Raw genomic sequence first — 25,971 nt, forward strand, 5'->3', positions numbered from 1 at the left:
CGTGGAGCCTGAACTCGCCGCCGCGTACGAGCGCTGCCGGCAGCTGCACCGCCGCCACGGCCGCACGTACTACCTGGCCACCCGCCTGCTTCCGACCTGGAAGCGCCCGCACGTGCATGCGCTCTACGGCTTCACCCGCTACGCCGACGAGATCGTCGACAGCACCGACTACCTCCCGGACGGCGAGCGCGCCGCCCGGCTGCGCGAGTGGTCCGACCGCTTCGTGGCCGGCCTGCACGGCGCCGCCGTCGACGACCCGCTGCTGCCCGCCGTGCTGCACACGATCGAGCGCTTCGACATGGACCGCGCCGACTTCGCGTCCTTCCTGCGCAGCATGGCCATGGACCTGGAGGTCACCGAGTACGCCGACTACGACGACCTGCTCGGCTACATGGAGGGCAGCGCCGCCGTGATCGGCACGATGATGCTGCCGATCCTGGAGCCGGCCGACGCCGACGCCGCCCGCGAACCCGCCCGGCAGCTCGGGCTGGCCTTCCAGCTGACCAACTTCCTGCGCGACATCGGCGAGGACCTGGAGCGCGGGCGGATCTACCTGCCCCAGCGCGACCTGCGCACGTTCGGCGTCAGCCCGGCCGAGCTGCACCAGGCGGCGGCGCGCGGCACCGCCACCACTGCCATCCGGGAACTGGTCCGCTACGAGATCACCCGGGCCCGCGAGCACTACGCCGCCGCGGCCCCCGGCGTCACCATGCTCGCCCCGACCTCGCAGGCCTGCATCCGCACCGCGTTCCACCTGTACGGCGGCATCCTCGACGAGATCGAACGGGCCGACCTCGACGTGTTCGCCCGCCGCGCGACAGTGCCCACCCATCGCCGGTTGCAGGTGGCCGCCCGCTGCCTGCTCACCCCCGCCGGCACCCCGGTCGCGACGCCCCGCGCGCCGGAGCGGGCGAGCTGATGGACGCGCTGCGCTACGCGCTGATCCTGGCCGCCTGCGTCGCCGTGACGCTGCCGCTGGAAGCGGTGCTCGGCGCACGGGTCTACCGGCAGCCGCGCCGCCTGGTGTCCACGCTGGCCCCGGTGGTGGCCGTGTTCGTGACCTGGGATCTGATCGCGACCGCCCGGGGCCACTGGTGGTTCTCCGACCGGTACACCACCGGCGGCACCGTCGCGGGCCTACCGTGGGAGGAGTGGCTGTTCTTCCTGGTGGTGCCGCTGTGCGCGCTGCTCACCTTCGAGGTGCTGGGCCGTGGACCGCATCTGCTGCGCCGGGTCCGCACCGGCCCGCAACACCGCGGTGAGACCGTTCCCGGGCAGTCCAGCGGAGTGGCGCATCCCGCGCCCACCGCGGAGTCCGCGCGCCTCGGCCCGCACGAGACGCCCGACGTGCCAGGGCGGCAGGCCGCCGCCGGGGGTCGGCATGGCGGCTGAGTACACCATCGCCGCCGTCACCGCCCCGGTCGCCGTGGTGGCCCTGGAGCTGGCCGTGCTGCGCACCGGGCTGCTGCGCACCGCCCGGTATTGGCTGACCGTGGCCATCTCGCTGGCCTTCATGGTGCCGGTCGACGGCTGGCTGACCCGGCCCGACGCGACCGTCGTGCACTACGCCGAGGAGCAGATCAGCGGCGTACGCGCGCCCTGGCACATCCCGGTCGAGGACTACGGGTTCGGCCTCGCCCTGATCACCCTGACCCTGCTGCTGTGGCAGCGGCAGCGCCCGGCCGCCGACGGCGAGGCCCGCGATGCGTGACCCGGTGGCGGCGTTCCTGCGTCACGGCTTCACCTACCTGGTGCGCCGGGACCTGCGCGGGGTGTGGCTGCGCGGCGGGCTGCCCCGCGGGCCGTTCGTCTGGGCGGCCAACCACCACAGCTGGTGGGACCCGTTCGTCGCGTCGGTCGTGCTGGAGCGCTCGCGGCACCCCGCGTGCCTGCTCATGCAGCAGGACAACCTGGCCCGCTACCGGTTCGTGCGCCGGGTGGGGGTGTTCGGCACCGCCGAGCCCCGCACCGGGCTGCGGCACCTGGCCGACGGCCGCACCCTGGTCATCTATCCCGAGGGCGAGCTGCGCCCCGCCGGGCCGCCCGGCCCGCTGTCGCCCGGCGCCGCCTGGTACGCCCGCCAGGCGCGCGTGCCGCTCTACGCGGTCGCCGTCCGGGTCGTCATGCGCGGCCACACCCGGCCCGAGGCGTACGTCTCCTGCACCGAGGTGACCCGCCGGGGCAGCGACGGCCAGGTCACCGAGCGGCTCGCCAACACCCTGGCCGCCGACCTGTCGGCCCTGGACGGCCAGCTCGCCGTTGCCGAGCCCCGCCGCCCGCTGGCCAGTTTCCGGCGGGTGCTCGCCGGGCGGCGCAGCGTCGACGAGCAGATCGACACCGTGCAGGGGGCCGCGCCGTGGGCGTCCTGAGCACCGCCGTCGCCGGTTTCCACCTGGTCAAGACGGCCGGGCTGCTGAGCAATGCGCGCTCGTTCCCGGTGCTGGCCCGCGGGCAGTCCGCGCCGGGGCGGCCGCGCACGTCGCTGCTGGTGCCCGCCCGCGACGAGGCCGCGCGGCTGCCGTACACCCTGCCCGGCCTGCTTGCCCAGCCCGCCGAGGAGATCCTGGTCCTGGACGACGGCTCCGCCGACGGCACCGCCGACGTCGTGGCGGGCTTCACCGACCCGCGCCTCAAACTGATCACCGGCGCGCCCCGCCCCGACGGCTGGATCGGCAAGAACTGGGCCTGCCACCAGCTCGCCGAGGCCGCAACCGGCGACCTGCTGGTCTACCTGGACGCGGACGTGACCCTGCGGCCCGGGGCGCTGGACGCGGTGTGGGCGCAGCAGCGCCGCCAGCGGGCCGGCGTGTTCTCGGTGTTCCCGCGCCAGCAGACCGGCACGCTGGGCGAGCGCTTCCTGGTCCCGCTGATCGACGAGAACCTGCTCGGCTTCCTGCCATTCCAGCTGCTCGACCTGCCGATCCCGGCGGCCGCGGTGGCCAACGGGCAGCTGCTGGCCTTCCGCCGCGCCGCGTACGAGCACGTCGGCGGGCACGCGGCGGTCGCCGGGGAGATCGTCGAGGATCTGGAGCTGGCCAGGCTCAGCCGGCGCAAAGGGCTCAAGCTCGGCCTCGCGCTGGGCGGCGACCTGGTCAGCACCCGCATGTACGACGACTACCGCAGCGCGGTGCGCGGGGTCGGCAAGAGCATGCGGGCCGCGCACAACGGCAGCGACGTGCTGCTCGCGGCGAGCTTCGCCGGGAACCTGGTCGCCTACACGCTGCCGTGGCTGCTGTGGCGGCGCGGCCCCGGCTGGCGGGTGGCCGCGGTGCTCGGGCTCGCCGAACGGGTGCTGTCCAACGCCAAGACCGGGCGCGGGGCGTACGCCGAAGCCGCGCTGGTGCCGTTCATCGCTCCCGCGGCGCTGCCCGTCTACCTGACCGCGCTGCGCCGCACCGCGGTCTGGAAGGGACGGGAGTACCGGTGAAGCTCCCCTCCCCCGCGGGAACGCCGCTGCTGGGCCACCTGTGGCGGTGGTCCACCGACCCGGTACGGCTGCTGCGCGACGGGGCCCGCACCGGCGACGTGTTCCGGCTGCGGCTGTGGCGCACCGCCGTGGTCGGCTACACCCCGGACTGGAACCGGGCCGTGCTCGGCGACCTGGACACCTTCCGCAGCGTCGGCAGCCTCAGCGGCCTCACGCCGTACCTGTCCGCCGGGGTGGTCTACCAGGACAACCCCGGCCACGACCCGCGCCGCCGCGAGCTGAACCCGCACTTCCACGCCCGTGCCCTGGGCCACCTGCTGGAACAGCTCGACCTGGTGGCGCGGGCCGACCTGCCCACCGGCCGGTTCGAGGCGCTGGACTGGGCCAGCGGTGTGGTGCGCCGCATGCTCAACGCCGCGTTCTTCGCCAACACCATGCCCGACCGGCTGCTCGCCGACTTCCTGCACCCGCTGCAGCATCCCGCGCCCGGCCCGATGATCCCGCGCCCGCTGCTGTTCCGGCGGCTCGACGCGGCCATCACGGCGATCCTGGCCGACCCGCCGCCGGGCAGCCTGGCCGAGGCCCTGTCCGGCCTGGACGACGCCGTCGCGGAGATCCGGGTCGGGCTCGCCGCGGGCTACGACACCACCGCGCACACCCTCGCCTGGGCCCTGTGGCACCTGGCCGGGGCGCCCGAGTGGCGGCAGGCCGACACGCTCGGCCAGGTGCTCGACGAGACCCTGCGGCTCTACCCGGCGGGCTGGCTGGGCAGCCGCGTCACCGCCCGCGACACCACCGCCACCGGCGTGCCCCTGCCCGCGGGCACGCTCGTGCTCTACTCCCCACTGCTCACCCACCGTGACCCGCGGCTGTGGGACGACCCGGACACGTTCCGGCCGGACCGCTTCGACGGCGGGCGGCCCGCCTGGGGCTTCCTGCCGTTCAGCGCCGGGCGGCGCACCTGCCTCGGCGCGCACCTGGCCCGAGCCATGCTGCGCGCCGCCCTGCTCCCCTGGTGCGAGGCGAAACTCGCCCAGGTCGAGGGCGATCCCACGCCGAGCGCCGCGATCGCGCTGCGCCCGCGCGGACCGCTGTGGCTCGAACGCCGCTGGTGACCGGCGGCGCTCAGAACGGCCGGAACTCCTGGAACGGCGGCTCGACCACGCTGTCGGGCAGGCGGAAGGCGTTGCACCTGGTCGGCGGTGCTACTGCGGGGTCGGCGTCGGCGGCCACCAGCGTGCCGCCCGCGAACGCCCCGGCGACCGGCGTCCTATGGGTGTCAATGGCTCTCGACGAGGACAGCGGCCCGGCGCTGCAACAATCCTGCACACGGTGATCCATTGACTTCGTCCCGCGCGGACTGCACCGTGTTAGGGAATGCGCTTTCCCGAAACGCCGGCGGAACGGGCCTCCCACCGGACGTGACCGGGGCGCGTGGCTACTGACGCCCGACCGTTCCTGATCGGGCGGCTCCGGCTCGAGACGGCAGCCCGCGACCCCGACGATTCGGCACGGGCGCAGCCGCCGCCGGCTTCGAAGGCCCGATTCCAGGTCGCGACGGCACCGACGACCGCTCCACCTCGACCAGAGCACTCTTCCCGGTCGATCCGCGACCTGCCCGGCCACAGGCGACAGGCCCGAAGCCTCGCCGGCCCGCCGCGATCGGCCAATCAGCGGCGATCACCCGCGCCCGAACACGAAAGCGAGACGAAGATGAAACGACCAGTCGTTGTGCGACTCTCGGCCGCGCTGGCCGGCACGGCCCTGGCGGCCGCGGTCGGCGTGGCGCTGCAGGCGCCCCAGGCGGCGGCCGCCACCGGCGGCGTCACCGGCTACGCCACCCAGAACGGCGGGACCACCGGCGGCGCGGGCGGCGCGACGGTGCAGGCCTCCACGGGCACCGCGATCCACGCGGCCCTGTGCAACCGGGCCAGCAGCAGCACCCCGATCATCATCCAGGTCTCCGGGACGATCAACCACGGCAACACCACCAAGGTGTCCGGCGACAGCTGCAACACCGCCGCCGACAAGATCGAGCTCAAGGAGATCAGCAACGTCACGATCATCGGGGTCGGCAGCGGCGCGATCTTCGACCAGCTGGGCATCCACATCCGGGACTCCAGCAACATCATCATCCAGAACGTGACCGTGCGGAACGTCAAGAAGTCGGGCTCGCCGCTGTCCAACGGCGGCGACGCCATCGGCATGGAGAGCACCGTGCGCCGGGTCTGGGTCGACCACGTCACGCTGGAGGCGTCCGGCGGCGAGTCCGAGGGCTACGACGGCCTGTTCGACATGAAGGACGACGTCCAGTACGTGACGCTGTCCTACAGCATCCTGCGCAACTCCGGCCGCGGCGGCCTGATCGGCTCCAGCGAGAGCGACACCGGCAACGGCTTCATCACGTTCCACCACAACTACTACAGCAACATCGACTCGCGTACGCCGCTGCTGCGCGGCGGCATCGCGCACATCTACAACAACCACTACTCGGGCCTGGTCGAGTCCGGCATCAACTCCCGGGCCGGGGCGCGCGCCAAGGTGGACAACAACTACTTCCAGAACTCCAAGGACGTGCTCGGCACGTTCTACACCAGCGAGGCCGGCTACTGGCAGGTCAGCGGCAACATCTTCAACAACGTGACCTGGTCGAGCCCCGGCTCGGAGAACAACCCCGCCGGCCCGAACGTGGTGTCCAACACGACCGTCAGCATCCCGTACGCGTACACCCTGGACGCGGCGAGCTGCGTGCCGAGCGTCGTGGCCGCCACGGCGGGCGCGAACAAGGGCCTGCAGGTGTCCAACGGCAGCTGCACGCCGGTGTCGCCGACCGCGGGCCCGAGCAGCCCCGCCCCGTCGGCCAGCCCGTCGCGCTCGACCGCGCCGTCGCCGTCAGCCAGCTCCTCGCCGAGCCCGCAGCCGTCGAGCAGCCCCAGCGGCACCAACCTCAGCCTCGCCTCCGACGCGGGCGCCGACGGCTCCAGCAAGGCCAGCGGCACCAGCTACGGCAACGTCAAGGACGGCAACCTGAGCACGTTCTGGTCGCCCTCCGGGTCGACCGGTGACATCTCGGTCAAGTGGAGCTCCGCCAAGACGGTGTCCCGGATCGTCATTCGCGAGGCGTCGGGCTCCGGAATCGGGTCCTGGCAGGTCCTCAACGGCGCGACCGGGGCCGTCCTGAAGTCGGGCAGCGGCTCGGGCACCATCACCTTCACCGCCACCTCGACCACGAAGGTCACCCTCCGGATCACCAGCTCGTCGGCCACCCCGAAGGTCGCCGAGTTCGAGACCTACGCCAGCTGACGTATGGCGAGGGGGCGGGAGCCGTCGGGCTCCCGCCCCCTTTCGCGTTCAGCCCGCCAGAGCCCGGCGGCGGCGCGGCATGAGCAGCAGGAAGCCGACGCCCGGCAGCAGCAGGGCGGTCCCGGCCAGCACGATCACCCAGTGCTCGTCCCCCGGCCCGGTCTTGGCCAGCGTCCCGCCCGGCGAGGTCTGCGGCGCGGGTGAACTGCCACCGGACGTCCCGAACGAGATCTTCGTACTGGTGGCGTTGGCCTTGACGATGTCGTCCGAGGCCGACGACGGCAGGATCTGCGCCGCGATCACGCACTGGCGCTTCGTGCAGTCGAACGAGCCGAACTTCTTCGCCACCCGCAGCGTCACCGAGGGGATCTTCCCGCTCGCGTCGGCGTTGACGAACTGGGCCCCGCCCGCGAGGTTGCAGTCGGTCGGGCCCTTCACCTCGGCGATGCACTGCCCGATCGCGATCTGCTTGAGGTTCGCGGTGAACCCCGAGCCGTTGACCGTGATCGACGCGCCGTCGCTCAACCCGCTGGACTTGCTCAGCGTCAGCACCGGCTTCGCGGCCGCCGGTGACGCGACCATCGGCACGGACACCGCCAGGACGGCGAGGACCGCGACCGCACGTGCTCTCCACATGGGAACCTCCTTCAGACGGGGGCACCGGACCGGTGCACCGCGGCGGCATCGGTGCCGAGGTATGCGGCGACCACGGCAGGATGGGACCTGACCTGGTCGGGTGTGCCGTCGGCGATGACCCGGCCCGCGTCCATGGCGACCATCCGCCCCGCGAGCCGGGACAGCAGCGGCAGGTCGTGCTCGATGACCAGCAGCGCCACGCCGAGCTCGCGGTTGACGCGCGACAGCAGGTCGGCCAGCGCGACCCCGTCGGCCTGCGACACTCCCGACGACGGCTCGTCGAGCAGCAGCAGCGACGGCTCCAGCGCCAGCAGGCAGGCCAGCTCGACGGTGCGCCGGGTGCCGGTGGACAGCTCCCCCACCTGGCGGTCGGCGTGCCCGGCGAGGCCGAAGAGGTCGAGCAGGTCCCCGGCCAGCGCCTCCTGCCGGCGCTGCGGGCCGCGTCCGCCGAGCGCGGCGGTCAGCAGGCCGGTCGGCGCGAGGCGCTCCCCCGCGACCAGCAGCGATTCGCGTACGGTCAGCGTCGGGAACAGCCGCGCGTCCTGGAACGAGCGCACCAGGCCCAGCGCGGCCCGCCGCTGCGGGCTCAAGCCGGTCACGTCCCGCCCCGCGAACGCGACCTGCCCCTGGTCGGGGCGGGTGAACCCGGCCAGGATCTCGAACAGCGTCGTCTTGCCGGCCCCGTTCGGGCCGATGATGCCGACCACCTCGCCAGGCCCCACCGCCAGGTCGACCCCGCCGACAGCCTGCACCCCGCCGAACGCCCGCGCCACCCCGCGCGCCTCCAGCAGCGGCCCCGGCCCCGCCACCAGCGGCGACGTCCGCCGGGGTAGCGTCATGGACGCCCTTGGGGAAGCCGCGGACACCACGGAAGGCTGCGGCTTGGGAATCGGAGCGACTGCCACGGCCGGATCGGCGTCTGACCGCGGACGTCGACGCGGCAGCGGTTCGGGTGCCGGCATCGGCGGCGGCGCGGGCGGCTGTGGGTCGGCTACCGGACCGCCGGCCCGTCTGGCCTTGCCCGGCAGGCGCGCGACCAGGCGGGCCAGGGGTTCGCCGAGGCCGCCGGGCAGCACCACTACGACGAGCAGCCAGCCCAGGGTCAGCGCGGCCTGGCCGAAGATGCCCAGGTCCACCAGGCCCGGCAGGCCGATCAGGAGCAGCGCGCCGAGGACCGAGCCGCCGAGCAGGCCGAGCCCGCCGACGACGGTCAGGGCGACCACGTCGATCCCGGCGACGGCCGGGAAGCTGTTCACGGTGACCTGGGTCTGGCCGTGTCCGATGACGACGCCGCCGAGGCCGGCGAGCGCGCCCGCGGCGGCGTACACCTGGAGTTTGCGGCGTGGCGCGGGCACGCCCAGAGCACGGGCCGCGTCCTCGTTGTCGCGCAGCGCCAGCACGACCCGGCCGAAGCCGCCGGAGCGCAGCCGGTGCGCCAGCCACAGCGCGAGCCCCAGCATCAGCAGCGCGAACAGGTAGTAGTCCTTCGCCAGGACGAGGGCGTACCCGGTCCACACCGGTTTAGGGGCGCTGACTCCGTCGCCGAGCAGCCACGGCAGCCGCAGCAGCCACGCCTCGGCGGCCAGCGCGAACGCGAGCGTCGTCGCGGCCAGCGCGAGGCCGCGCAACCGCAACGCGGGCAGGCCCACCAGCACCGCGGACCCGGCGGCGGCCGCGCACCCGGCCACCGCGCCGGTGAAGAAGTTCCCGGTCGCCGCCGCCACGTGCAGCGACACCGCCGCGCCGATGCCCGCGAAGGCGAACTGGCCCAGCGACAGCTCCCCGGCCAGACCGGTGACCAGCAGCACGGACAGCCCGACGACCGCGAACCCGGCCACGGTGGTCAGCGCGGAGGCGGTCTCGTTGGTGACCAGGTACGCCGCGGCGACGGCCGCCAGCAGTGCGAGCCCCGCCAGCACCCGTCCGGCCCGGGACGCGGGCGCGGGCACCGCGCGCGGCCAGCGCGCCTGCTCGCCGTCGCGGCGGCCGAGCTGCGGCTGGAGCAGCAGCGCCACCAGGATGAACAGGGCCAGGGCCAGGGACACCCCGCCGCGGCCCCCGCCCATCGACAGCAGCACCTGCTCGCCGACCCCGACCCCGAGGCAGGCCGCGAACGCGATCGGCAACGACGCCATCCGGGCAGCCACCGCCCCGGCCAGGCCGCGCAGCAGCAGCTCGGGCCCGAGGGTGTCGATCGACTGCGCGCCCTGGGTGGGGGTGACCAGGATCGCGGAGAACGCCGCGACGGCTCCGGCCAGCGCCCAGGCGAGCGTGGTCATGCGCGCCGCCGGAATGCCGTTGAGCTGTGCGGTGTCCGGCGCGTCCGCTCCGGCGCGCACCGCCAGCCCGAACCGGGTACGCCGCAGGAACAGCGCCAGTCCGCCGAGCAGCAGTGGCGCGAGCAGCGCCATCGCGGTGAACGCGGGCCCGATCGGGGTGCGCCCGAGCGTGAACGACGGCATACCGGGCGGCTTCGGGAACGTCAGGCCGTTCAGCCCCTGGCTGCTCACCAGCAGCGCGAGGATCAGCACGAACTGCGACAGCCCCAGCGTGGCGATCATCCCGGTGACCCCGGGACGGCCGCGCAGGCGGCGTACGACGGCGACCTCGATCAGCGCGGAGACGCCCGCGGACACGGCCATGGCCAGGGGGAACGCCACCCAGTACGGCACCCCGGCCCCGGTCACCAGCTGGCTGAGCACCGCCGCGCCGAAGACGCCGACCGAGCCGTGGGCGAAGTTGAGGAAACGACTGGACCGGTAGACCAGCACCAGGCCCACCGCGAGCAGCCCGTAGGTGAGGCCGGTGAACAGGCCGAGGACGACCGGGTCGATCATGCGTGCCCGCCCAGCATCAGCGAGCGCACCAGCTCGGGCCGGTCGGCCAGGTCCTGCGGGCGGTGTTCGGCGGCGATCGTGCCGCGTTCCATGAAGCAGATCCGGTCGACCAGCGACAGCGCCACGTTCACCGACTGCTCGACGACCAGCACGGACACGCCGGTCGCGTTCAGCCGGCGCAGCATCTCCAGCAGGCCGCCGACCACGATCGGGGCCAGGCCGAGCGACAGCTCGTCGACGAGCAGCACGTGCGGGCGCTGGATCAGCGCCTTGGCGAGCACCAGCATCTGCCGCTCGCCGCCGGACAGGGTCGAGGCGGGCTGGTGTGCCCGCTGCGCCAGGCGCGGGAACACGGCCAGGGCGGCGTCGACGGCTTCGCGGGCCTGGGCGGGCGGCATGGCGTACCCGTGCAGGCGCAGGTTGTCCAGCACGGACAGCGAGCCGAACGCGGCCTGGCCGACCACGGTCGCCATGCCCAGCCGCACCCGCCGCACCGCCGAGACGCCGGTGATGTCCGCGCCGAACAGCTCGACCCGGCCCGCCGTCGGCCGGTGCAGGCCCGACAGCACCCGCAGCAGCGTGGACTTGCCGACCCCGTTGGGCCCGCACAGCCCCACCATCTCCCCGGGCGCGACCCGCAGGTCCACCCCGAACAGCACCTGCACCGGACCGTACGAGCAGTCGATCCCGGTGGCCTTGAGCGCGTCAGCCGGCAAAGCGTTTCTCCTCACCGCGATAGGTGAAACACGAGCAGCCCGGGTCGTACGCGAGCACCCGGTAGCCGTCGCCGGCCGCACGCCGGTCCCCGCCGAGCAGCCCGCGGGTGCCCGCGGCCGGGGTGAACCGGTCCCCGAGCGCGGACGCCGCCTGCGCGAACGCGGCCGCGTTGAGGTTCGCGCCGAGGTCCTTCGCGGCGGCGTGCAGCAGCAGCGCCGCGTCGCAGTAGGTGAATGCGACGCGGGCGTTCTCCCTGGTCTTGAAGCTCTGCCCGCCCTTGGCGAAGATGTCCAGGCAGGCCCGCTCGGCGTCGCCGCCCGGGAACGGCAGCCTGCTGTCGGGCACGTCCTGGCTCGGGTTGAAGCCGATGCCGACCATGCCGTCGAGGGCCGCGGCCGGAATCGTGCCCGGGTTGTTCACCAGGAACGCCGGGTTGTCGAAACTGGACACCGCGTAGCGCGCGGTGTAGCTCTGCGCTGCGGCCGTGGTCAGGAAGAACGAGGCCAGCCGTGCCCCGCCCAGGAACATCACCCGGGCGACGCCCTTGCTACGGAAGTCGACGACGGCCTGGTTGAGCCCGGCGTTCAGGGTGCCGAGGTCGGTGGTGTCGACCCAGGACACGGTCGGGGCGACGCCGAGCCGCTTCAGCTCGGGTTCGGCGAGCCGCTCGTAGACGGCCTTGTTGACCGGGGTGTCCGCGGCGACCACACCGACCGCGTCCGCGCCGGTGAAGAAACCTTCGCCGTTCAGCGAGGTCAACAGCGCCTTCACGAACTCGTCGTAGCCGGGATAGCTGGCCGACCACAGGTACGGCGACAGCTTGGCGTACGTGGCGTCGTCGTTGGGGACCAGGGTCGCGTCCAGCATCAGCGTGCCGCGCGAGGCGTAGCAGGGGCGGGCGTTGGACTGGAACTGCCCGGTCAGCACCACCGCGAACGCCCTGTCGTCCTGGGTGATCTGGTTGCACAGCTTCTCCTCGGCGGCCGGGGAGTCGTTGCTGGCCTCGTACGAGCGGAACACCGCCTGCAGCCTGCGCCCGGCGATGCCGCCGTTCGCGTTGACGTGCTCCTCCAGCGCTTTTACCTGCGCGGGCAGGTCACCGGCGTCGGCGGTGCGGAAGCCGAGGCTGCTGCCGGTGGTGCCCAGGTCGACGCCGACGAAGACCACCTTCACGGTGCTGTCGGTGACGCCCGGCCCGGTGCCGGTCAGCGTCGCCGGCTGCTGCCGGTCGAGCGCGCCGGGCATGACGGCCGAGCAGCCGGTGAACGCCACCGCCGCCACCACCGCCGCGGCCGCGGCGCGCAGCGCCGTCGATCTGTCCACGGGTCACCCTCTTTCGCGAGTGGTCAGGTAGGCGTCGAGCGCGTCGAGGTCGACGACCGCGGCCGGTTGCCGCTGCTCGCGCTCCAGCAGGCGGCGCACCTCGTCGGGGGCGAGCTGCCCGCCCGCGAGGCGGCGCATCCGGCCCGCGCCGGGCGCGTCGTCGAAGACGAGGTACGCCCCCAGGTCCGGCACCCGCACCACAGCGGGCAGCAGCATCGGCCCGTCCACGGCCAGGGCCGGAGCGGCGGCGCGGGCGCGGCGGCGGCGCACCAGCCGCAGCACCCCGAACCCGATCAGCGCCAACCCGATGACGTTGAGCAGCACCAGCCCCCACGGGTACGCCTGGTGCACCGCCTTGGCCTGCCCCAACCCGCCCAGCTCGGCCGCCACCGGGTACGCCCCGAACGCCGCGAACGGGATGGTGACCGCGACCTCGTACGTGCGCGTCTCGCCGGGGCGCAGCTCACCGGTGGGCGGTGTGGGCACGGCGTCCGCGCCGTTGCCGACGCGCACGGTCAGCGGAGCGCCGCTCAGCGTCTGTGATCCGACGTTGCGCACGGTGTAGACCAGCGTCCGGTGCTGGGACCCGCCGAACCAGGCCGACACCGACCCGCCGCCGGTGAGCCGCGCCTCGACCACGTCGAGCCGGGCCAGGGTCCGCGCCGGTGTCGGCACCGGCCCGGTCGGGTGGCCGGACACGTCGAGCGGGGTGTCCACGTGGCCGCTCTCGCCGGTGCCGACCGCCGCCGCGTGCACCACGCACGGGCAGGGCTTGGGCGGCTCGCCGACGGTCAGCACCACGGAGAACGTGCCGTCCGGCTTCACTGCGGTGGCCAGCGCGCCGCGCATGTCGCACGAGGACGACCCGCCGAGCGCCAGCTCTCCGCAGGTGACGAGCTGCACCAGCCGCCCCGCGGGCCAGTTCGCGCCGGTGACCCGCACGGTGTCGCCCGGCCTTGCCTTGGGCGCGGACAGTGTCACGCTCCACCCGTCGGCGTGCGCCGCAACCGGCATCGCCAGCACCGCAAGCACTACGAGCAGGGCGGCGGTCAGACTACGGCCCGCGTCCTTGTTGCGCCTGGCAGACCCGGGCGGCGTGACCAGGCGGCTCATGCCAGGCCTCGCGGGCGCAGGCGGCGGGCCCGACGGCGACGCCGGACCAGCAGGAATGCGGCGGCGGCGAGTAGTGCGAGCAGTCCCAGCGCGGGGAGGACCCCGGTGACCGTGGTCGTCGATGAGGTGGCCCGCACGCCGCCCTCGGCGGTGGCGGTGACCGTGGTGGTGACGATGTCGACTGGCCACACGCCGCGCAGCGCGGCGCGCAGCCGGGTGCGCGCGCCGGGCACCAGGTCGAGCTGCGAGCCGGGCCCGGCGGCGGTCACGGTGTGTCCGAACAGGCCGGACGAGGTCACCGTGAGCTCCGGCAACAGGTGGATGTTGCCGGTGTTGGCCAGGGTGTAGGTCAGCTCGCCCGGATCGGCGGCGAGGTCCTCGACGGCCAGGCCGGGCACGGTCGGGCCGCTGACGCGCAGGTAGACGCGCGCCGCGACGGCGTGGGTGACGCCGACGTTCATGCCGCCCTCGGCGAGCTGTCCGCTGGGCGTGGACTCTGCGGCGACGACGCCGCCGACGTGGTCGCCGGGCGGGGCGTTGGCCGGGACGGTGATGGTGAACGGGATGTCGGTCTGGCGCTTGGCGGGCACGACGACCTCCGCCAGGCCCAGCTGCGTCCACGCGCCGATCCCGCGCTGCCGCTCGGCCTGCGGGAGCAGCCCGAACCCGCCGTCGGCGCTGGTGTTGAAGGCGTCCGCGCCGTACAGGCGCAGGGTCATCGGGCGGTCGGTCAGGTTCGCCACGCGCACCGAGTCGATGACGGTGCGGCCGGGCGGCGACTCCAGGAAGAAGTACTGCCGCGGGGCGGGGCCGGGCTTGTCCGGCGGCGTCGGCACGACCGCCCAGCGCCCGTTGCCGGCGGCGTGGGCCGGGATCGGTGCCATGACGGCGAGCAGCGCGGCGGCGAGCGCGGCCGCGGCCGTACGCGACCAGATGGCCATCAGCCTCTCCCCGGGTGGTGGGATACAGGGGCCGGTGGGGACGGATAGCGCCCGCCCCCACCGGTCTCCGCGTCAGCTCAGCGTGATCGTGAGCGTGGCGGAGTACGAACCGGCCTGCTGGTGGGCGGGCACGGTCAGGGCGAGCGCCGCGGAGGCGTCGAAGCTGCCGCCGGTGCCCGCCGCGTCGGCCGGGGCCGAGCACAGCGTGGCGCCGTCGACCGGACCCGCCGTGCCCGCGGCCGCGGTGACGGCGTTGGTCGCGCCGGCGGTGCCGGTGCAGGCGGGGGTCCAGGACAGGTTCGCCTTCGGGATGGTGCCGCCCGGGGTGCCGGTGAAGTCGGTGAGCGTGCCGACCAGGCTCCAGCCGAAGGTGCTGCCGCGGTAGTCCGTCACCGTGATGACCGGCAGCGTTCCGGTGCTGGTGTGGACGGTGCCGTCGAGCGTGACGCCCGACAGCGCGATGTTGCCGCTGCCTGCCGCGCGGGCCATCGCGAGGTTGCCCGCGGTGACGGTCTGCGACAGGTTGTACGTCAGCGAGCAGGACCCGGTGGTCGCCGCGCCGGTCTTCGCGACGCAGGCGTCGGCCGAGGCCGCCCAGTTCGCGATGGCGAAGAGAGTGCTCGGGCCCACGCCCGACGACGCGCCGAGATAGGCGGTCGCGGGGTCGTTGACGGTGTAGGTGGTGCTGATGCCGCCGGACGCCGAGGCCGTGATGCTCACGGGTGCGTCCCCGGTCGGGCTCGGCGGCGGGGGTCCGGCCAGCGCCTGGTAGCCGCGGATGGCCACGGTGCTGCCCGGGTTCCAGTTCGTGCCGGTCACCGCGACCGAGGTGCCCGCGCCGCCGCCACCGGGGTTGATGGCGATGGTGGGGGTGCCCAGGATGGTGATCGGCGCGACGACGGTGTTGACGCCGTCGGAGACCGCGACGCTGCGGACCCCGGTGGTGGCGCCCGCCGGCACGGCGATGGTGCCCGTCCCGGCTCCCGACCCGTCGGTGCTGCCCGTGCCGGTGCCTTCGCCCGTGCCCGCGCCCGCGCCGTCCTTGAGGGACGCGGTGAGCGTCGCGCCGGGCGCGAGGCCCGCCACCGCGAAGGTGACGGTGTTGCCCGCGCGGGCGTGCGTGGTGACGGTCTGCCCGGACACCGCGGTCACGGTGGCCGAGCCGTCGAACACGCTGAACGCCTCGACGATGGTGCTGGCCTGGGGCGCGGCCTTGTGGTCGCGGTCCCCGGCGTTGGAGCAGTACGTCGCCGCGGTGGTGTTGGCGAACTTCACCCGCGTCACCGTGGCGGTGGCCGCGCCGGCCGGTCCGGCGACGAAGGTGCCCGTCGCCGAGATCGCGCCGAGCGGCGTGTACGGATCCTTGGCCGACGTCGGGTACGGCGCCAGGTTCAGCGTGACCGTGCCCGACTGCGAGCCGCCGAGCGCCACCGTGGCGACCACCGGGACGTCACCGGCGACCAACGGGGCGGGCCCGTTGAGCGGTCCGGCGGCGGCCGTGAGCGTGACCGTGACGGTCTGGCCCGGTGCCGGCGTGGCCGGTGACAGGGTCAGCCCGAACGTGTCGCTCCAGGTGGTCGGTGACGAGCCGGTGCCCGCGTCGCCGAAGTAGAGCCGGCAGCCCAGCGAATTCGCTGTCGGCCCGTACGCCTGGGCCGGTGCTTCGATGAGACCCAGCGCGGCGACGACAGCGATGCTGCTGGTGACGACCGCCCACTTACTTCGCATGGAACCTCCCTTCTCCTTCTTGTTTCGCTAGACGAAACAACGTTCTCGCCAGCGATACGTCTATGAAGTCAGCGGCGACCCGGCTTGTCAACCGTCCGACCGGAGATGTTTACGGGCGGCCGCCGCAAACCCTTGCGCCATCAGGGCGGCGAGGTTTAGCTTTCCCACTGACGAAACGGTGTTCCCATCTACGAAACACCAGGGCGGTCCAGATGATCTCTGCGTTGATGGCGTCGATCGCGGTATGCATGCTGATCCTGGCCGGGCTGGCGGCACGCCGCCGAAGCACCGCCGGACCGGCCGCGGCTCTCGTCGCCGTGATCTGCGTGGGCCTCGCCTACGACAGCGGAGCCGTCGCCGCCGGGCGGCTGCTCGGCTTCGGCCCGGCCCTGGAAGCCGTCAACGCGCCGCGGTACTGGATCCACGCCGTCTTCACGCCGCTGCTCGTCGTCGCCGCCGCGGCCCTGGCCGCCCGGCTCGGCGTGACCTCGCTGCGGCGCAAGGCCGTACGGATCGCCGGAGGTGTCCTGGTCGCGGTCCTGATCGCGCTCGGTGTCGCCGCCGACGTCGTCGCGCTGCGCCTGGAACCGAAGGAGTACGCCGACACCCTGCGCTACGTCAACGCGGCCACCGCCGGACCGCCGGTCCCGGCGATCGTCACGATGCTCGTGGTCGTCGTGATCGGCGCGCTGGTGTGGCGCACGGCCCGGTTCCCCTGGCTCTGCCTGGGCGGGATCGCCATATTCGCCGCCGCCGGGTCCGGCGCCGCGCACTTTTGGCTCGGCAACGTCGGCGAGCTGCTACTGCAGCTGGCGGTCCTCGCCACGGTCCTCCGCACGACCCGCCCGGCCCTCGACGCCGCGCCTTCCCAGCCGACGCAGGAGCCACTCCCGCAAAACTGACCTCCGGCGGGCGGCCGCAGGAAGGCATCGCTCGCCGTGCGGTTACATCTTTTTTGATGTGGCCACATCAAAAAAGATGTAACCGCACATAGGGACACCTGTCCGCGCCCGGCCTTACGGAACGTCACGCGGTGGTCACCTCGGCGCAGCGGACGGCAAGCAGTGCGCGTGACGCGCGGCGCGAAACGACGCAGCTTCCGCTCCACCGGCCCGAATAAAGGTCGAAGTCCGTAGAATTCAGGCATGTCGCGGCAATCGGCGGGGCGGCGGGCACGGGTCCTGGTGACCGGGGCGACCGGGTACATCGGCGGGCGGCTGGCCCCACGACTGATCGAGGCCGGTCACCACGTGCGCTGCCTGACCAGGTCGGCGGGGCGGCTGCGCGACGTGCCGTGGGCGCACGAAGCCGAGATCGCCGAGGCGGACGTGCTCGACCTGGACGCCACCCGCGACGCCCTGCGCGACATCGACGTGGCCTACTACCTGGTGCACTCGCTGGGCACGCCGCAGTTCGAGGACGTGGACCGCCGGGCCGCGCACACCTTCGCCGAGGCCGCGCGCCAGGCCGGGGTGAAACGCATCGTCTACCTGGGCGGCCCGGAGCCGCAGCCCGCCCGCGACGGCACGCCGGCCTCGGCGCACCTGCGCTCCCGGGACGAGGTGGCGACCCTGCTGGCCGCGTCCGGGGTGCCCACGGTGACGCTGCGGGCGGCCGTCATCATCGGCTCCGGCTCGGCCTCGTTCGAGATGCTGCGCTACCTCACCGAGCGGCTGCCGGTCATGGTCACCCCGCGCTGGGTCGGCACCCGCATCCAGCCCATCGCCGTGCGCGACGTGCTGCACTACCTGGTCGCCTGGGCGAGCGTGCCGGGCGAGGTCAGCCGCTCCTTCGACATCGGCGGCCCCGACGTGCTCACCTACCGCCAGATGATGGACCGGTACGCCCGCATCGCCGGGCTGCGCCCGCGCGTGATCGTGCCGGTCGGGGTGCTCACGCCCTGGCTCAGCTCGCAGTGGGTCAACCTGGTCACGCCGGTGCCCGGCGCGATCGCCAAACCGCTGGTGGCGAGCCTCATCCACGAGGCGGTGTGCCGCGAGCACGACATCGCGCGATACGTGCCCGACCCGCCGGAAGGGCTCAAGGGCTTCGACGAGGCGGTCACGCTGGCGCTGGTGAAGATCCGTGACGCCGATGTGGAGACCCGCTGGTCGACGGCGACCTGGACGGGCGCGCCCGCTGAGCCGCTGCCCACCGATCCGGACTGGTCGGGCGGCAGCGTGTACATCGATCACAAGACGCGCCGGGTGCACGCGCCGCCGGACGCGCTGTGGAACGTCATCGTGCGCATCGGCGGGGAGACCGGCTGGTACTCCTCACCCCTGGCCTGGGTGCTGCGCGGCTGGTTCGACCGGCTGATCGGCGGGGTCGGGCTGCGCCGGGGCCGGCGCGACCCGGTGGAGCTCTACGTCGGGGAGGCGCTGGACTTCTGGCGCGTGGAGGAGATCGAGCACGGAAGGCTGCTGCGGCTGCGGGCGGAGATGCTGCTGCCCGGCCGGGCCTGGCTGGAGTTGCGGGTGGACCCCGACCTGCTGAGCCCTGCGCACGTGTGCCGGTACGACCAGCGGGCCGTGTTCATCCCGCACGGGCTGGCCGGGCACCTGTACTGGCAGTGCATCTCGCCGTTCCACCACTTCATCTTCGGCGGCATGGCCCGCAACATCGCCCACGCCGCGGAGCGCGCCGCGTCGCCGGCCGAGCCGACGCCCCCGCCGGTCCGGGCGCTGTCGCCGACCCGGGTCCGCGCCGAGGGCGCCGGCCCGTAGTCAACGGGAACGTGCGCGGAGGCGCCACCCAGGGGTGCGGGTGGCGCCTCCGTCATTTCTTTCCGGGGAGGATCAGGTCAGAGGGTCAGCGACCATGTGTCGATACGCCCGGTGTCCAGGGAGGCGGCGTCGCGGACCCGCAGGGTCCAGGTGCCGTTGGCGGCCTCCGTGGAGAGGTTGACGGTGAAGGTCTGGCTGATGTTGTCGGCGCTGCCGCCGGTCCGGTTGTGCAGGTTGTACACCGAACCGTCCGGCGCGACGAGGTCCACGACCAGGTCACCCTTGTAGGTGTGGATGATGTTGACCGCGACCGCGCTGGTGGACGACGCGTTGCGGGCGCAGCCCGAGATGGTGATGGTGCTGGTCACCGTCGTGTTGTCCGGGATGGTGACGTCGGTCGGGTTGGTGCCCGTGCAGCCCGGCGCGCCGTTGACGGTCAGGCTGTAGGTGGTGGTCCGGGTCGAGCTGGCGCCCGTGCCCGTGACGGTGATCGCGTACGTGCCCGACGGGGTCGACGAGCCGGTGGCGATGGTCAGCGTGGAGGTGCCGCCGGCCGAGGTGATCGACGTCGGGCTGAACGACGCGGTCGCGCCGCTCGGCAGGCCGCTGGCCGACAGGCTGACGGTCTGCGCGCTGCCGTTGGTCAGGGTGGCGGCGATGGTGCTGGTCACCGAGCTACCGGGGTTGACCGAGCCCGACGCCGGCGACGCGGCGAGGGAGAAGTCGTTGCCGGTCGGGCAGGCGGTGTCGCTGCCGGCCACGTTGACCGCGGTCCAGGCGGCCTGGACGGTCTTGTACTCGACCGAGCAGGTGCCGTAGAGGTCCGTGGCGGCACGCAGGGTGTAGGCACGGGCGGTGTTGGCCGGGTTGCTGGTCAGCACGTAGCGGGTGCTGGAGGTGAAGTACACGTCCAGCGCGCGGTACCAGATCTTCTCGGCCTTGGCGCGGCCGATGCCGACGACGGCCGGAGCCGAGCCGCAGACCGGGCTGGTGCCGTACGCGGTCGCGCCGGTGCCCTCGGCCAGGTTGAAGAAGAAGTGGTTGCCCGGACCCGAGCTGTAGTGCACGTCGACGCTGTTGGTCGAGGTCGACCAGCAGGAGTGCGACGCGCCGTCCAGCGACGGGTTGTACATGTAGCGCAGCGGGGTCCCGTTGCCGTTGATGTTGATCTTCTCGCCGACCTGGTAGTCACCCGGGTCCGACGGCGCGGCCGCGTAGAACTCGACCATGTTGCCGAAGATGTCCGAGGTGGCCTCGTTCAGACCGCCGGACTCACCCGAGTAGACCAGGCCCGCCAGGGCCTCGGTCACACCGTGGCTCATCTCGTGGCCCGCGACGTCCAGCGACACCAGCGGACGGCTGTTGCTGGAGCCGTCGCCGTAGGTCATCTGCGCGCCGTCCCAGAACGCGTTCACGTAGTTGTTGCCGTAGTGGACCCGGCTGGGCACGCCCGAGCCGTTGCCGAAGATGCCGTTGCGGCCGTGCACGTTCTTGAAGTAGTCGAACGTCTTGGCCGCGCCGAAGTGCGCGTCCACACCGGCGGACTGCCGGTTGGAGTTGGCGCCGGTGCCCCACGCGTTGTCCGCGTCGGTGAACGTCGTACAGGTCGACGTGCCGTTGTTCATGTCGCAGGTGCGGCCGTTGCCGCGCACCGGGTCGATCATCTGGTACGTCGAGCCCGACAGCGTCGTGTCGATGCTGACGTTGCCCGAGTAGATGCCGTTGCCGGTGCCGGTGACCGTCTCGATCTCGTCGAACGAGCCGATGAGCGCGCCGGTCTGCGCGTCGGTGATGACGTGCAGCTTGGACGGGGTCTGGCCGTCGGCCAGCCAGCCATGCAGCGTGGTCTCCCAGGCCAGGCGGCCCTGACCGGTGCTGGCGTCGATGAACAGCTCCGACCCGCGCTCGGCGGTGATGGTGCCGGCGAAGTTGGCCTTGGCCGTCTCCAGCGCCTTCGCCGCGGTGACCTTCGGGGTGGTCGCCACGGAGATGGGCGCGATCAGGCCGTTGGACACGCCGGCGTAAGCGCCGCCGGCCTTGGTGTGCACCACGAAGTCACCGCCGTAGACCCGCAGACCCTGGTAGGTGCGGGTGTACTTGGTGTGGGTGGCGCCGTTGGCGTCCTTGCGGACGCGGTCGACGGTGTAACCGTCCGACGCCGACGAGCGGATGTCCGCGGCGTTGGCTCCGACGGACGCGGCGCGCGTCGCCGCGACCTGGTCGGGCGCTGCCGCGCCCGAGGTTGCTGACACTGCCACGAACGCGACCGCGGTGACGGCCACGCCGGCAGTGGCGAGGATCTTCCTCACGAGTCCTCCCCGACTCTCCACAAAGTTCTCGTGGCGGTAGCCACGAGTTCCCTATGGATACCCTGTTACCCCCTTACATAGAAAGACTTGAGTATGCAGATTCATGTGTGACATACTCGCGCGCGATTCAGCGACGGCCGTCACACTTTCTGACCATCCGGTCACTCAGGGATGTTCTGTGTACCGATGCGCTTGCGGAAGACCCAGTAGGTCCAGCCCTGATAGAGCACCACGATCGGCGCGAACACCACGGCCACCCAAGACATGATCTTCAATGTGTACGCCGACGACGCCGCGTTCAGCACGGTGAGGCTGTTGACGGCCGGCTCGACGGTCGACGGCAGCACGTACGGGTGCAGCCCGGCGAACAGCGACGCCACGGCCAGCGCGACCGCCGCGGCGGTGCCCGCGAACGCCCAGCCCTCGCGGCGGCCCTCGCCACCGCGGGCCGGCAGCCGGTTCGCGATCAGCCCGCCGACCAGGCACAGCGCCGCGAGCACCGACAGCACCACGGCCGCCGTGCCGCCCCGGTGCGCCAGCGTGAGCCCGAGAAACAGCACCGCCAGCGCGGCCGCCCCGATACCGGCCCGCCCGGCGAGCGCGTTCGCCCGCCGCCGGATGTCGCCGCTGGTCTTCAGCGCGATGAAGATCGCCCCGTGGGTGAGGAACAGCGCGACCATGGTCGCCCCGCCCAGCAGCGCGTACGGGTTCAGCAGGTCGAGCACGCCGCCGACGTGGTTGTGGCCGGCATCCAGCGGCACTCCCCGCACCACGTTGGCGAACACGAGCCCCCACACGAACGCGGGCACCGCCGAGCCGAACACGATGCACCAGTCCCAGCGCCGCCGCCAGGCCGCCTCCGGGCGCTTGCCGCGGAAGTCGAAGGCGACCCCGCGCAGGATCAACGCCAGCAGGATCAGCAGCAGCGGCAGGTAGAACCCGGAGAACAGGCTCGCGTACCACTCGGGGAACGCGGCGAACATCGCCCCGCCCGCGGTGATCAGCCAGACCTCGTTGCCGTCCCACAGCGGCCCGATGGTGTTGATGACGACCCGGCGCTCCCGGTCGTCACGGCCGAGCACGGGCACCAGCATGCCCACGCCGAAATCGAAGCCCTCCAGCACGAAGTAGCCGACGAACAGTCCCGCGATCAGCAGGAACCACAGGGTGGTCAGTTCCATGGCGCACCTCTCCTAGTACGCGAAGGCCAGCGGGCGGTCCTCGTCGGACTCGGCCACCGGTGGCGGGGTGACGTCGGGCAGCCCGGCGCGGGCGTACTTGAGCAGCAGCCGCACCTCGATGAAGGCCAGCACGCCGTACACCAGGGTGAAGACGGCCAGCGACGTGATGAGCTCGCCCGCTCCGACGTTGGGCGAGTTGGCGGCGGCCGTCTTCAGCTCGCCGAACACCACCCACGGCTGGCGGCCCATCTCGGTGAAGATCCAGCCGGTGGAGTTGGCCGCCAGCGGCAGCAGCGGCAGCAACGGCAGCGTGCGCACCAGCCACCGGTTCGTCGGCGTGCGCCCGCGGCGGATCGACCACAGCGACCACAGCGCCAGCAGCGCCGCGGCCGCGCCCAGGCCGATCATGAAGCGGAACGTCCAGTAGGTCAGCGGGATGTTCGGCGAGTAGTCGCCGGGGCCATACTTCTGCTCGTACTCGGCCTGCAGGTCGTTGATGCCCTCGACCCGGCCGTCGAAGCTGCCGGTGCCGAGGAACGACAGCAGGCCGGGGATCTCCGCCGACCAGATCAGCCGGCTGCCGTCGAGCGTGCCGACGGTGAACACTGAGAACGGCGCGGGCTGCTCGGACTCGTAGAGCGCCTCGGCGGCGGCCATCTTCATCGGCTGCACCTCGGTCATGATCTTGCCTTGGATGTCGCCGGTGAGCAGCATCGCGCCCATCGCGACCAGGGTGGTCCACGCGCCGATCTTCACGGCGCTGCGGTACGTGGCGGTGTCCTGGCCGGGACGGCGCACCAGGTGCCAGACCGCGACCGCGGTGACCAGGCCGCCCGCGACCAGGAAGCAGCCGGCCACGGTGTGCGGCACGGTGATCAGCGCGACCTTGTTGGTCAGCACGGCGACGATGTCGGTCAGCTCGGCGCGGCCGGTGTCCGGGTTGATGCGGTAGCCGACCGGGTTCTGCATCCACGAGTTCGCGGCCAGGATGAAGTACGCGCTGAGCACGGTGCCGACCGCGACGACCCAGATGCAGGCCGCATGGATCCGCTTCGGCAGCCGGTCCCAGCCGAAGATCCACAGGCCGAGGAACGTCGACTCCAGGAAGAACGCGACCAGCGCCTCCATGGCCAGCGGCGCGCCGAACACGTCGCCGACGAAGCGCGAGTACTCGCTCCAGTTCATGCCGAACTGGAATTCCTGCACGATGCCCGTCACGAGGCCCATCGCGAAATTGATCAGGAAGAGCTTGCCGTAGAACTTGGTGAGCTTCAGCCACTTCTCGTCGCCGGTGCGCACCCAGGCCGTCTCGAAGGCGGCCACCATGAACACCAAGCCGATGGTGAGCGGCACGAAAAGGAAGTGGTAGACGGTGGTGACACCGAACTGCCAGCGGGCCAGATCAGTCACGTCCATGCCGGGACTCCTGCCTGTGCGAGGCTACTGGCAGCAGAGTGCTCCCTGAACATGAGCTGAATGACGGCGTATCCCCCGGATGCGAGCTGAGTCACGCTCGTGCGTCACTGTCCGCCTTCGCGGCCCATCCGGAAGACATTTGGAAACGTCTATGCGAATGCCGGGTCGGCTGAATTCTGACGATCTGAAAGCGCTCCCACGCTCCCCCAGGAAGGCGATTCCCGCCCGCGCGGCGAGCAGGCCGGGTGGCGGCCGATCACCGCCACCCGGCCGAGCGTCAGCAGAGTCCGTCGCACCCGCCTCCCGTGCCGGGCACTCGCGGCGGCACCCGGTCCATCGGGTTCGGCAGGTCAGGACGGCTCTCGGGCAGCGGCACGGCGGCCAGCCGGGTCGGCTCGACCAGTAGGTACACATCCCCGGCGGTGTCGTCGACCAGCATGATCGTGCTGGGGTCGCGCACGTCGTCGGGCGTCCCGTCCGTCCCGGGCGCGTGCCAGCCCTGGACCGCGTTCACCGCCGCGCCGCGCAGCCGCAGCACGCCGTCCACCATCTCCTCGGTGACGATCCCGCGGTACGCCTCGTCGGGGTCGACGTAACCGCCGACGTCCTCGGGGTAGTCGGTGACACCGGAGTAGCTGTCCTCGGGACCGTCGAGGTCGTCGCGGGAGGTGCCCTCGTGCGTCGAGTCCGTGCCGCCGTCGGGCTGGTCGAGCTGGCCGCGCATGTCGCGCACCGCCGCCGCGCCGTCCACCCGCTGTCGTGATCCCGCCACTCGCACCCCCTCACGACCTGGGGATTTCCCTGGTACGGCCCCACTACTCTGTGCGCGTGTTTCCCGATGTCGATGCCGATCGCCTGCTGGCCGACGCCCGGCGAGCCGGCGAGCCGGTGGCCGCCGCCCGGCTGATCGCCGAGGCGTTCTTCAGCATGTCCCGCACCGCGGACGCGACCACCCTGCGGCCGCTGGCCGACCGGCTCGCCGCGCTGCGCTCCGACCCGGCCCGGCCGCAGACCGAGGTGCTGTTCCACACCGTCGCCGGGGTCGTCGGCGTACGCACCAGGAAACCGCACGCTACCCGGCATCTGGAGACCGCGCTGCGGCTCGCCGAGACGCACCGCCTGCACACCGACCCTCTCTACCTGGAATGCGCGCTCATCTGCACACTGCAGCTGATGCGTCCGCAGGAGGTCCGGCCGCGCTTCGCCCACCTCGTGGCCAAGGCCGACGCCGACCCCGCCCGCCGGGCGCGGCTGGCGTCCATGCTCGCGCTCGGCGACGCCTGGAGCGGCGACCTGCTGCGGGGCCGGGCCGGGCTGCGCGACGCGCGGCGGCTGGCCGGCGCGGCCGGACGGATCGACATCGAGGCCGAGGCCGCCTCGTGGCTGATCAAGATCGAAGCGATGTGCGGGGACCTGACCGCCTCGGCCGCCTGCCTGGAGCAGTCCCGCGACCTCGCGGCCCGGTCCGGGTCGGCCTGGGTCGCGGCGCACATCGCCGAGTGCGCAGCCGCGCTGCACCTGGCCTCGGGCGACACCGACGCCTGGCTCGGCGTGCTGGAGTACCTGGTCGGCACCGTGGTCGGGGCCAACTCGGGCCTGATCTTCGAGCACCGCTGGGAACTGGCCACCCACTACGCCCTGCACGGCCGCCCCGAGGCCGCCGCCGCGCTGCTGGCCGGGATGCCCGACCCGCCGCTCGGCTGGCCCGGCGCACCCGCGCTGCCCGCCTGGCGCTCGTGGATCGCCCAGCCGGCCGACGCCGCCGCGATGGCCCGCTTCGAGGCGTCCCTGGCCGGGCTGAACCGGCCCGTCGAGCGGCTCTCCCGGCCGCGGATGGCCTGGCTGCTGGGCGCGCAGCACGCCCGGCTCGGCCGCCGGGCCGACGCGGTCCGGCTGCTGGAGGTCGCCTGCACCGGATACGCCACGATCGGCGCGGCCGGCCTGCTCGCCCGCGTCATGGCCGACCTGCAACACCTCGGCGCGCCGCGCGGCGTGCCCCGGATCCCCGCGCCCCGCTCCGCCGAGCCGCTGCTCACCCGGTCCGAAGCGCGGGTTCCGCCGGACGGTCGACGGCCCGGCGCGGCCGAGCCGCGACCGGACCTGTCCGACGGGCCACAGCTGACCGAGGCGGAGACTCGGGTCGCCCGAGCCGTCGCGGGCGGGCTCAGCAACCGGGAGGTCGCGGAATTGCTGGGCGTCTCGGCCAAGACCGTCGAGTTCCATCTCGGCAACATCTTCCGCAAAGTCGGCGTACGCAACCGCACCGAACTCGCCTCGGCCACCATGGCGCGCGACCATCCGATCTAGAAGCTCT

General features: G+C 72.9%; 21 protein-coding genes. 10 read left to right on the forward strand and 11 right to left on the reverse strand.

Translation table 11 applies throughout. The annotated features are described in order from the left end of the window. Window position 1 precedes the first annotated feature (1 nt). From ACFQO7_RS00860 to ACFQO7_RS00890, 7 genes are all read left to right on the forward strand, one after another. Window positions 2–919 (forward strand): phytoene/squalene synthase family protein, encoded by a 918-nt coding sequence (locus ACFQO7_RS00860; protein ID WP_376804515.1) that lies wholly within the window; start codon window positions 2–4, stop codon window positions 917–919. After that, window positions 919–1,392, forward strand: coding sequence for a lycopene cyclase domain-containing protein (locus tag ACFQO7_RS00865; protein WP_376804516.1), 474 nt, complete (start codon window positions 919–921; stop codon window positions 1,390–1,392). Before ACFQO7_RS00860 ends, ACFQO7_RS00865 begins: the two co-directional genes overlap by 1 nt. Next, window positions 1,382–1,711 (forward strand): lycopene cyclase domain-containing protein, encoded by a 330-nt coding sequence (locus ACFQO7_RS00870; protein WP_376804517.1) that lies wholly within the window; start codon window positions 1,382–1,384, stop codon window positions 1,709–1,711. The genes ACFQO7_RS00865 and ACFQO7_RS00870 overlap by 11 nt, the downstream gene beginning before the upstream one ends. After that, window positions 1,704–2,369, forward strand: a complete 666-nt coding sequence (locus ACFQO7_RS00875) for a lysophospholipid acyltransferase family protein (RefSeq protein ID WP_376804518.1) — start codon at window positions 1,704–1,706, stop codon at window positions 2,367–2,369. The genes ACFQO7_RS00870 and ACFQO7_RS00875 overlap by 8 nt, the downstream gene beginning before the upstream one ends. Beyond that, window positions 2,357–3,427: a glycosyltransferase family 2 protein gene (locus tag ACFQO7_RS00880; RefSeq protein WP_376804519.1), complete on the forward strand. Its 1,071-nt coding sequence runs from the start codon at window positions 2,357–2,359 to the stop codon at window positions 3,425–3,427. The genes ACFQO7_RS00875 and ACFQO7_RS00880 overlap by 13 nt, the downstream gene beginning before the upstream one ends. Further along, entirely contained in the window at window positions 3,424–4,542 is a 1,119-nt protein-coding gene (locus ACFQO7_RS00885) for a cytochrome P450 (protein ID WP_376804520.1), read from the forward strand. The genes ACFQO7_RS00880 and ACFQO7_RS00885 overlap by 4 nt, the downstream gene beginning before the upstream one ends. Window positions 4,543–5,140: 598 nt before the next feature. Next, complete coding sequence (locus ACFQO7_RS00890; RefSeq protein ID WP_360530258.1) at window positions 5,141–6,730, forward strand: pectate lyase family protein; 1,590 nt, start codon at window positions 5,141–5,143, stop codon at window positions 6,728–6,730. A gap of 48 nt (window positions 6,731–6,778) precedes the next feature. Here the strand turns inward: ACFQO7_RS00890 and ACFQO7_RS00895 are convergent, their stop codons facing one another. The 7 genes from ACFQO7_RS00895 to ACFQO7_RS00925 all read right to left on the reverse strand — a co-directional run bounded on the left by ACFQO7_RS00895 (window position 6,779) and on the right by ACFQO7_RS00925 (window position 16,025). Further along, complete coding sequence (locus ACFQO7_RS00895) at window positions 6,779–7,366, reverse strand: neocarzinostatin apoprotein domain-containing protein (protein ID WP_376804521.1); 588 nt, start codon at window positions 7,364–7,366, stop codon at window positions 6,779–6,781. Window positions 7,367–7,377: 11 nt separating this feature from the next. Further along, entirely contained in the window at window positions 7,378–10,203 is a 2,826-nt protein-coding gene (locus ACFQO7_RS00900; protein WP_376804522.1) for an ABC transporter permease subunit, read from the reverse strand. Continuing rightward, window positions 10,200–10,919 carry an ABC transporter ATP-binding protein gene (locus ACFQO7_RS00905; RefSeq protein WP_376804523.1) on the reverse strand — a complete coding sequence of 240 codons (720 nt, stop codon included), beginning with the start codon at window positions 10,917–10,919 and terminating at the stop codon, window positions 10,200–10,202. Before ACFQO7_RS00905 ends, ACFQO7_RS00900 begins: the two co-directional genes overlap by 4 nt. After that, window positions 10,909–12,243, reverse strand: coding sequence for a type 1 periplasmic-binding domain-containing protein (locus ACFQO7_RS00910; protein WP_376804524.1), 1,335 nt, complete (start codon window positions 12,241–12,243; stop codon window positions 10,909–10,911). Before ACFQO7_RS00910 ends, ACFQO7_RS00905 begins: the two co-directional genes overlap by 11 nt. A 3-nt stretch (window positions 12,244–12,246) precedes the next feature. Further along, on the reverse strand, window positions 12,247–13,356 hold the full coding sequence (locus ACFQO7_RS00915) for a hypothetical protein (RefSeq protein ID WP_376804525.1): 1,110 nt from the start codon (window positions 13,354–13,356) through the stop codon (window positions 12,247–12,249). Further along, window positions 13,353–14,297 carry an LPXTG cell wall anchor domain-containing protein gene (locus ACFQO7_RS00920; RefSeq protein ID WP_376804526.1) on the reverse strand — a complete coding sequence of 315 codons (945 nt, stop codon included), beginning with the start codon at window positions 14,295–14,297 and terminating at the stop codon, window positions 13,353–13,355. The genes ACFQO7_RS00915 and ACFQO7_RS00920 overlap by 4 nt, the downstream gene beginning before the upstream one ends. 72 nt (window positions 14,298–14,369) lie before the next feature. Then, window positions 14,370–16,025, reverse strand: coding sequence for a hypothetical protein (locus ACFQO7_RS00925; protein ID WP_376804527.1), 1,656 nt, complete (start codon window positions 16,023–16,025; stop codon window positions 14,370–14,372). Window positions 16,026–16,237: 212 nt separating this feature from the next. On the opposite strand from ACFQO7_RS00925, the gene ACFQO7_RS00930 reads away from it, so the two are divergent. Further along, a complete protein-coding gene (locus ACFQO7_RS00930; protein ID WP_376804528.1) occupies window positions 16,238–16,927 on the forward strand; it encodes a hypothetical protein in 690 nt (229 codons plus the stop codon). A 243-nt stretch (window positions 16,928–17,170) separates the two neighbouring features. Beyond that, a complete protein-coding gene (locus ACFQO7_RS00935) occupies window positions 17,171–18,751 on the forward strand; it encodes an SDR family oxidoreductase (RefSeq protein WP_376804529.1) in 1,581 nt (526 codons plus the stop codon). 77 nt (window positions 18,752–18,828) lie between these two features. Here the strand turns inward: ACFQO7_RS00935 and ACFQO7_RS00940 are convergent, their stop codons facing one another. From ACFQO7_RS00940 to ACFQO7_RS00955, 4 genes are all read right to left on the reverse strand, one after another. Further along, on the reverse strand, window positions 18,829–21,060 hold the full coding sequence (locus ACFQO7_RS00940; RefSeq protein WP_376804530.1) for a M4 family metallopeptidase: 2,232 nt from the start codon (window positions 21,058–21,060) through the stop codon (window positions 18,829–18,831). Window positions 21,061–21,221: 161 nt separating this feature from the next. After that, window positions 21,222–22,241, reverse strand: a complete 1,020-nt coding sequence (gene cydB, locus ACFQO7_RS00945; protein ID WP_376804531.1) for a cytochrome d ubiquinol oxidase subunit II — start codon at window positions 22,239–22,241, stop codon at window positions 21,222–21,224. A gap of 12 nt (window positions 22,242–22,253) precedes the next feature. After that, the gene (locus ACFQO7_RS00950) at window positions 22,254–23,657 is read right to left on the reverse strand and encodes a cytochrome ubiquinol oxidase subunit I (protein WP_376804532.1); all 1,404 of its coding nucleotides are present in this window, start codon (window positions 23,655–23,657) and stop codon (window positions 22,254–22,256) included. A gap of 277 nt (window positions 23,658–23,934) precedes the next feature. Further along, entirely contained in the window at window positions 23,935–24,429 is a 495-nt protein-coding gene (locus ACFQO7_RS00955; protein ID WP_376804533.1) for a hypothetical protein, read from the reverse strand. A gap of 56 nt (window positions 24,430–24,485) precedes the next feature. On the opposite strand from ACFQO7_RS00955, the gene ACFQO7_RS00960 reads away from it, so the two are divergent. After that, window positions 24,486–25,964 (forward strand): LuxR C-terminal-related transcriptional regulator, encoded by a 1,479-nt coding sequence (locus ACFQO7_RS00960; RefSeq protein ID WP_376804534.1) that lies wholly within the window; start codon window positions 24,486–24,488, stop codon window positions 25,962–25,964. Window positions 25,965–25,971 lie beyond the last annotated feature (7 nt).

Source organism: Catellatospora aurea (assembly GCF_042663325.1).
In the GTDB taxonomy this organism is placed as follows: Bacteria; Actinomycetota; Actinomycetes; order Mycobacteriales; family Micromonosporaceae; genus Catellatospora; species Catellatospora aurea.

What these genes read in the sequence shown, in the direction of transcription:
- ACFQO7_RS00865 (WP_376804516.1), top strand. Translation starts at nt 919, where the DNA reads ATGGACGCGCTGCGCTACGCGCTGATCCTGGCCGCCTGCGTCGCCGTG.
- ACFQO7_RS00870 (WP_376804517.1), top strand. Translation starts at nt 1,382, where the DNA reads ATGGCGGCTGAGTACACCATCGCCGCCGTCACCGCCCCGGTCGCCGTG.
- ACFQO7_RS00875 (WP_376804518.1), top strand. Translation starts at nt 1,704, where the DNA reads ATGCGTGACCCGGTGGCGGCGTTCCTGCGTCACGGCTTCACCTACCTG.
- ACFQO7_RS00890 (WP_360530258.1), top strand. Translation starts at nt 5,141, where the DNA reads ATGAAACGACCAGTCGTTGTGCGACTCTCGGCCGCGCTGGCCGGCACG.
- ACFQO7_RS00895 (WP_376804521.1), bottom strand. Translation starts at nt 7,366, where the DNA reads ATGTGGAGAGCACGTGCGGTCGCGGTCCTCGCCGTCCTGGCGGTGTCC.
- ACFQO7_RS00900 (WP_376804522.1), bottom strand. Translation starts at nt 10,203, where the DNA reads ATGATCGACCCGGTCGTCCTCGGCCTGTTCACCGGCCTCACCTACGGG.
- ACFQO7_RS00915 (WP_376804525.1), bottom strand. Translation starts at nt 13,356, where the DNA reads ATGAGCCGCCTGGTCACGCCGCCCGGGTCTGCCAGGCGCAACAAGGAC.
- ACFQO7_RS00920 (WP_376804526.1), bottom strand. Translation starts at nt 14,297, where the DNA reads ATGGCCATCTGGTCGCGTACGGCCGCGGCCGCGCTCGCCGCCGCGCTG.
- ACFQO7_RS00925 (WP_376804527.1), bottom strand. Translation starts at nt 16,025, where the DNA reads ATGCGAAGTAAGTGGGCGGTCGTCACCAGCAGCATCGCTGTCGTCGCC.
- ACFQO7_RS00930 (WP_376804528.1), top strand. Translation starts at nt 16,238, where the DNA reads ATGATCTCTGCGTTGATGGCGTCGATCGCGGTATGCATGCTGATCCTG.
- ACFQO7_RS00935 (WP_376804529.1), top strand. Translation starts at nt 17,171, where the DNA reads ATGTCGCGGCAATCGGCGGGGCGGCGGGCACGGGTCCTGGTGACCGGG.
- cydB (WP_376804531.1), bottom strand. Translation starts at nt 22,241, where the DNA reads ATGGAACTGACCACCCTGTGGTTCCTGCTGATCGCGGGACTGTTCGTC.
- ACFQO7_RS00950 (WP_376804532.1), bottom strand. Translation starts at nt 23,657, where the DNA reads ATGGACGTGACTGATCTGGCCCGCTGGCAGTTCGGTGTCACCACCGTC.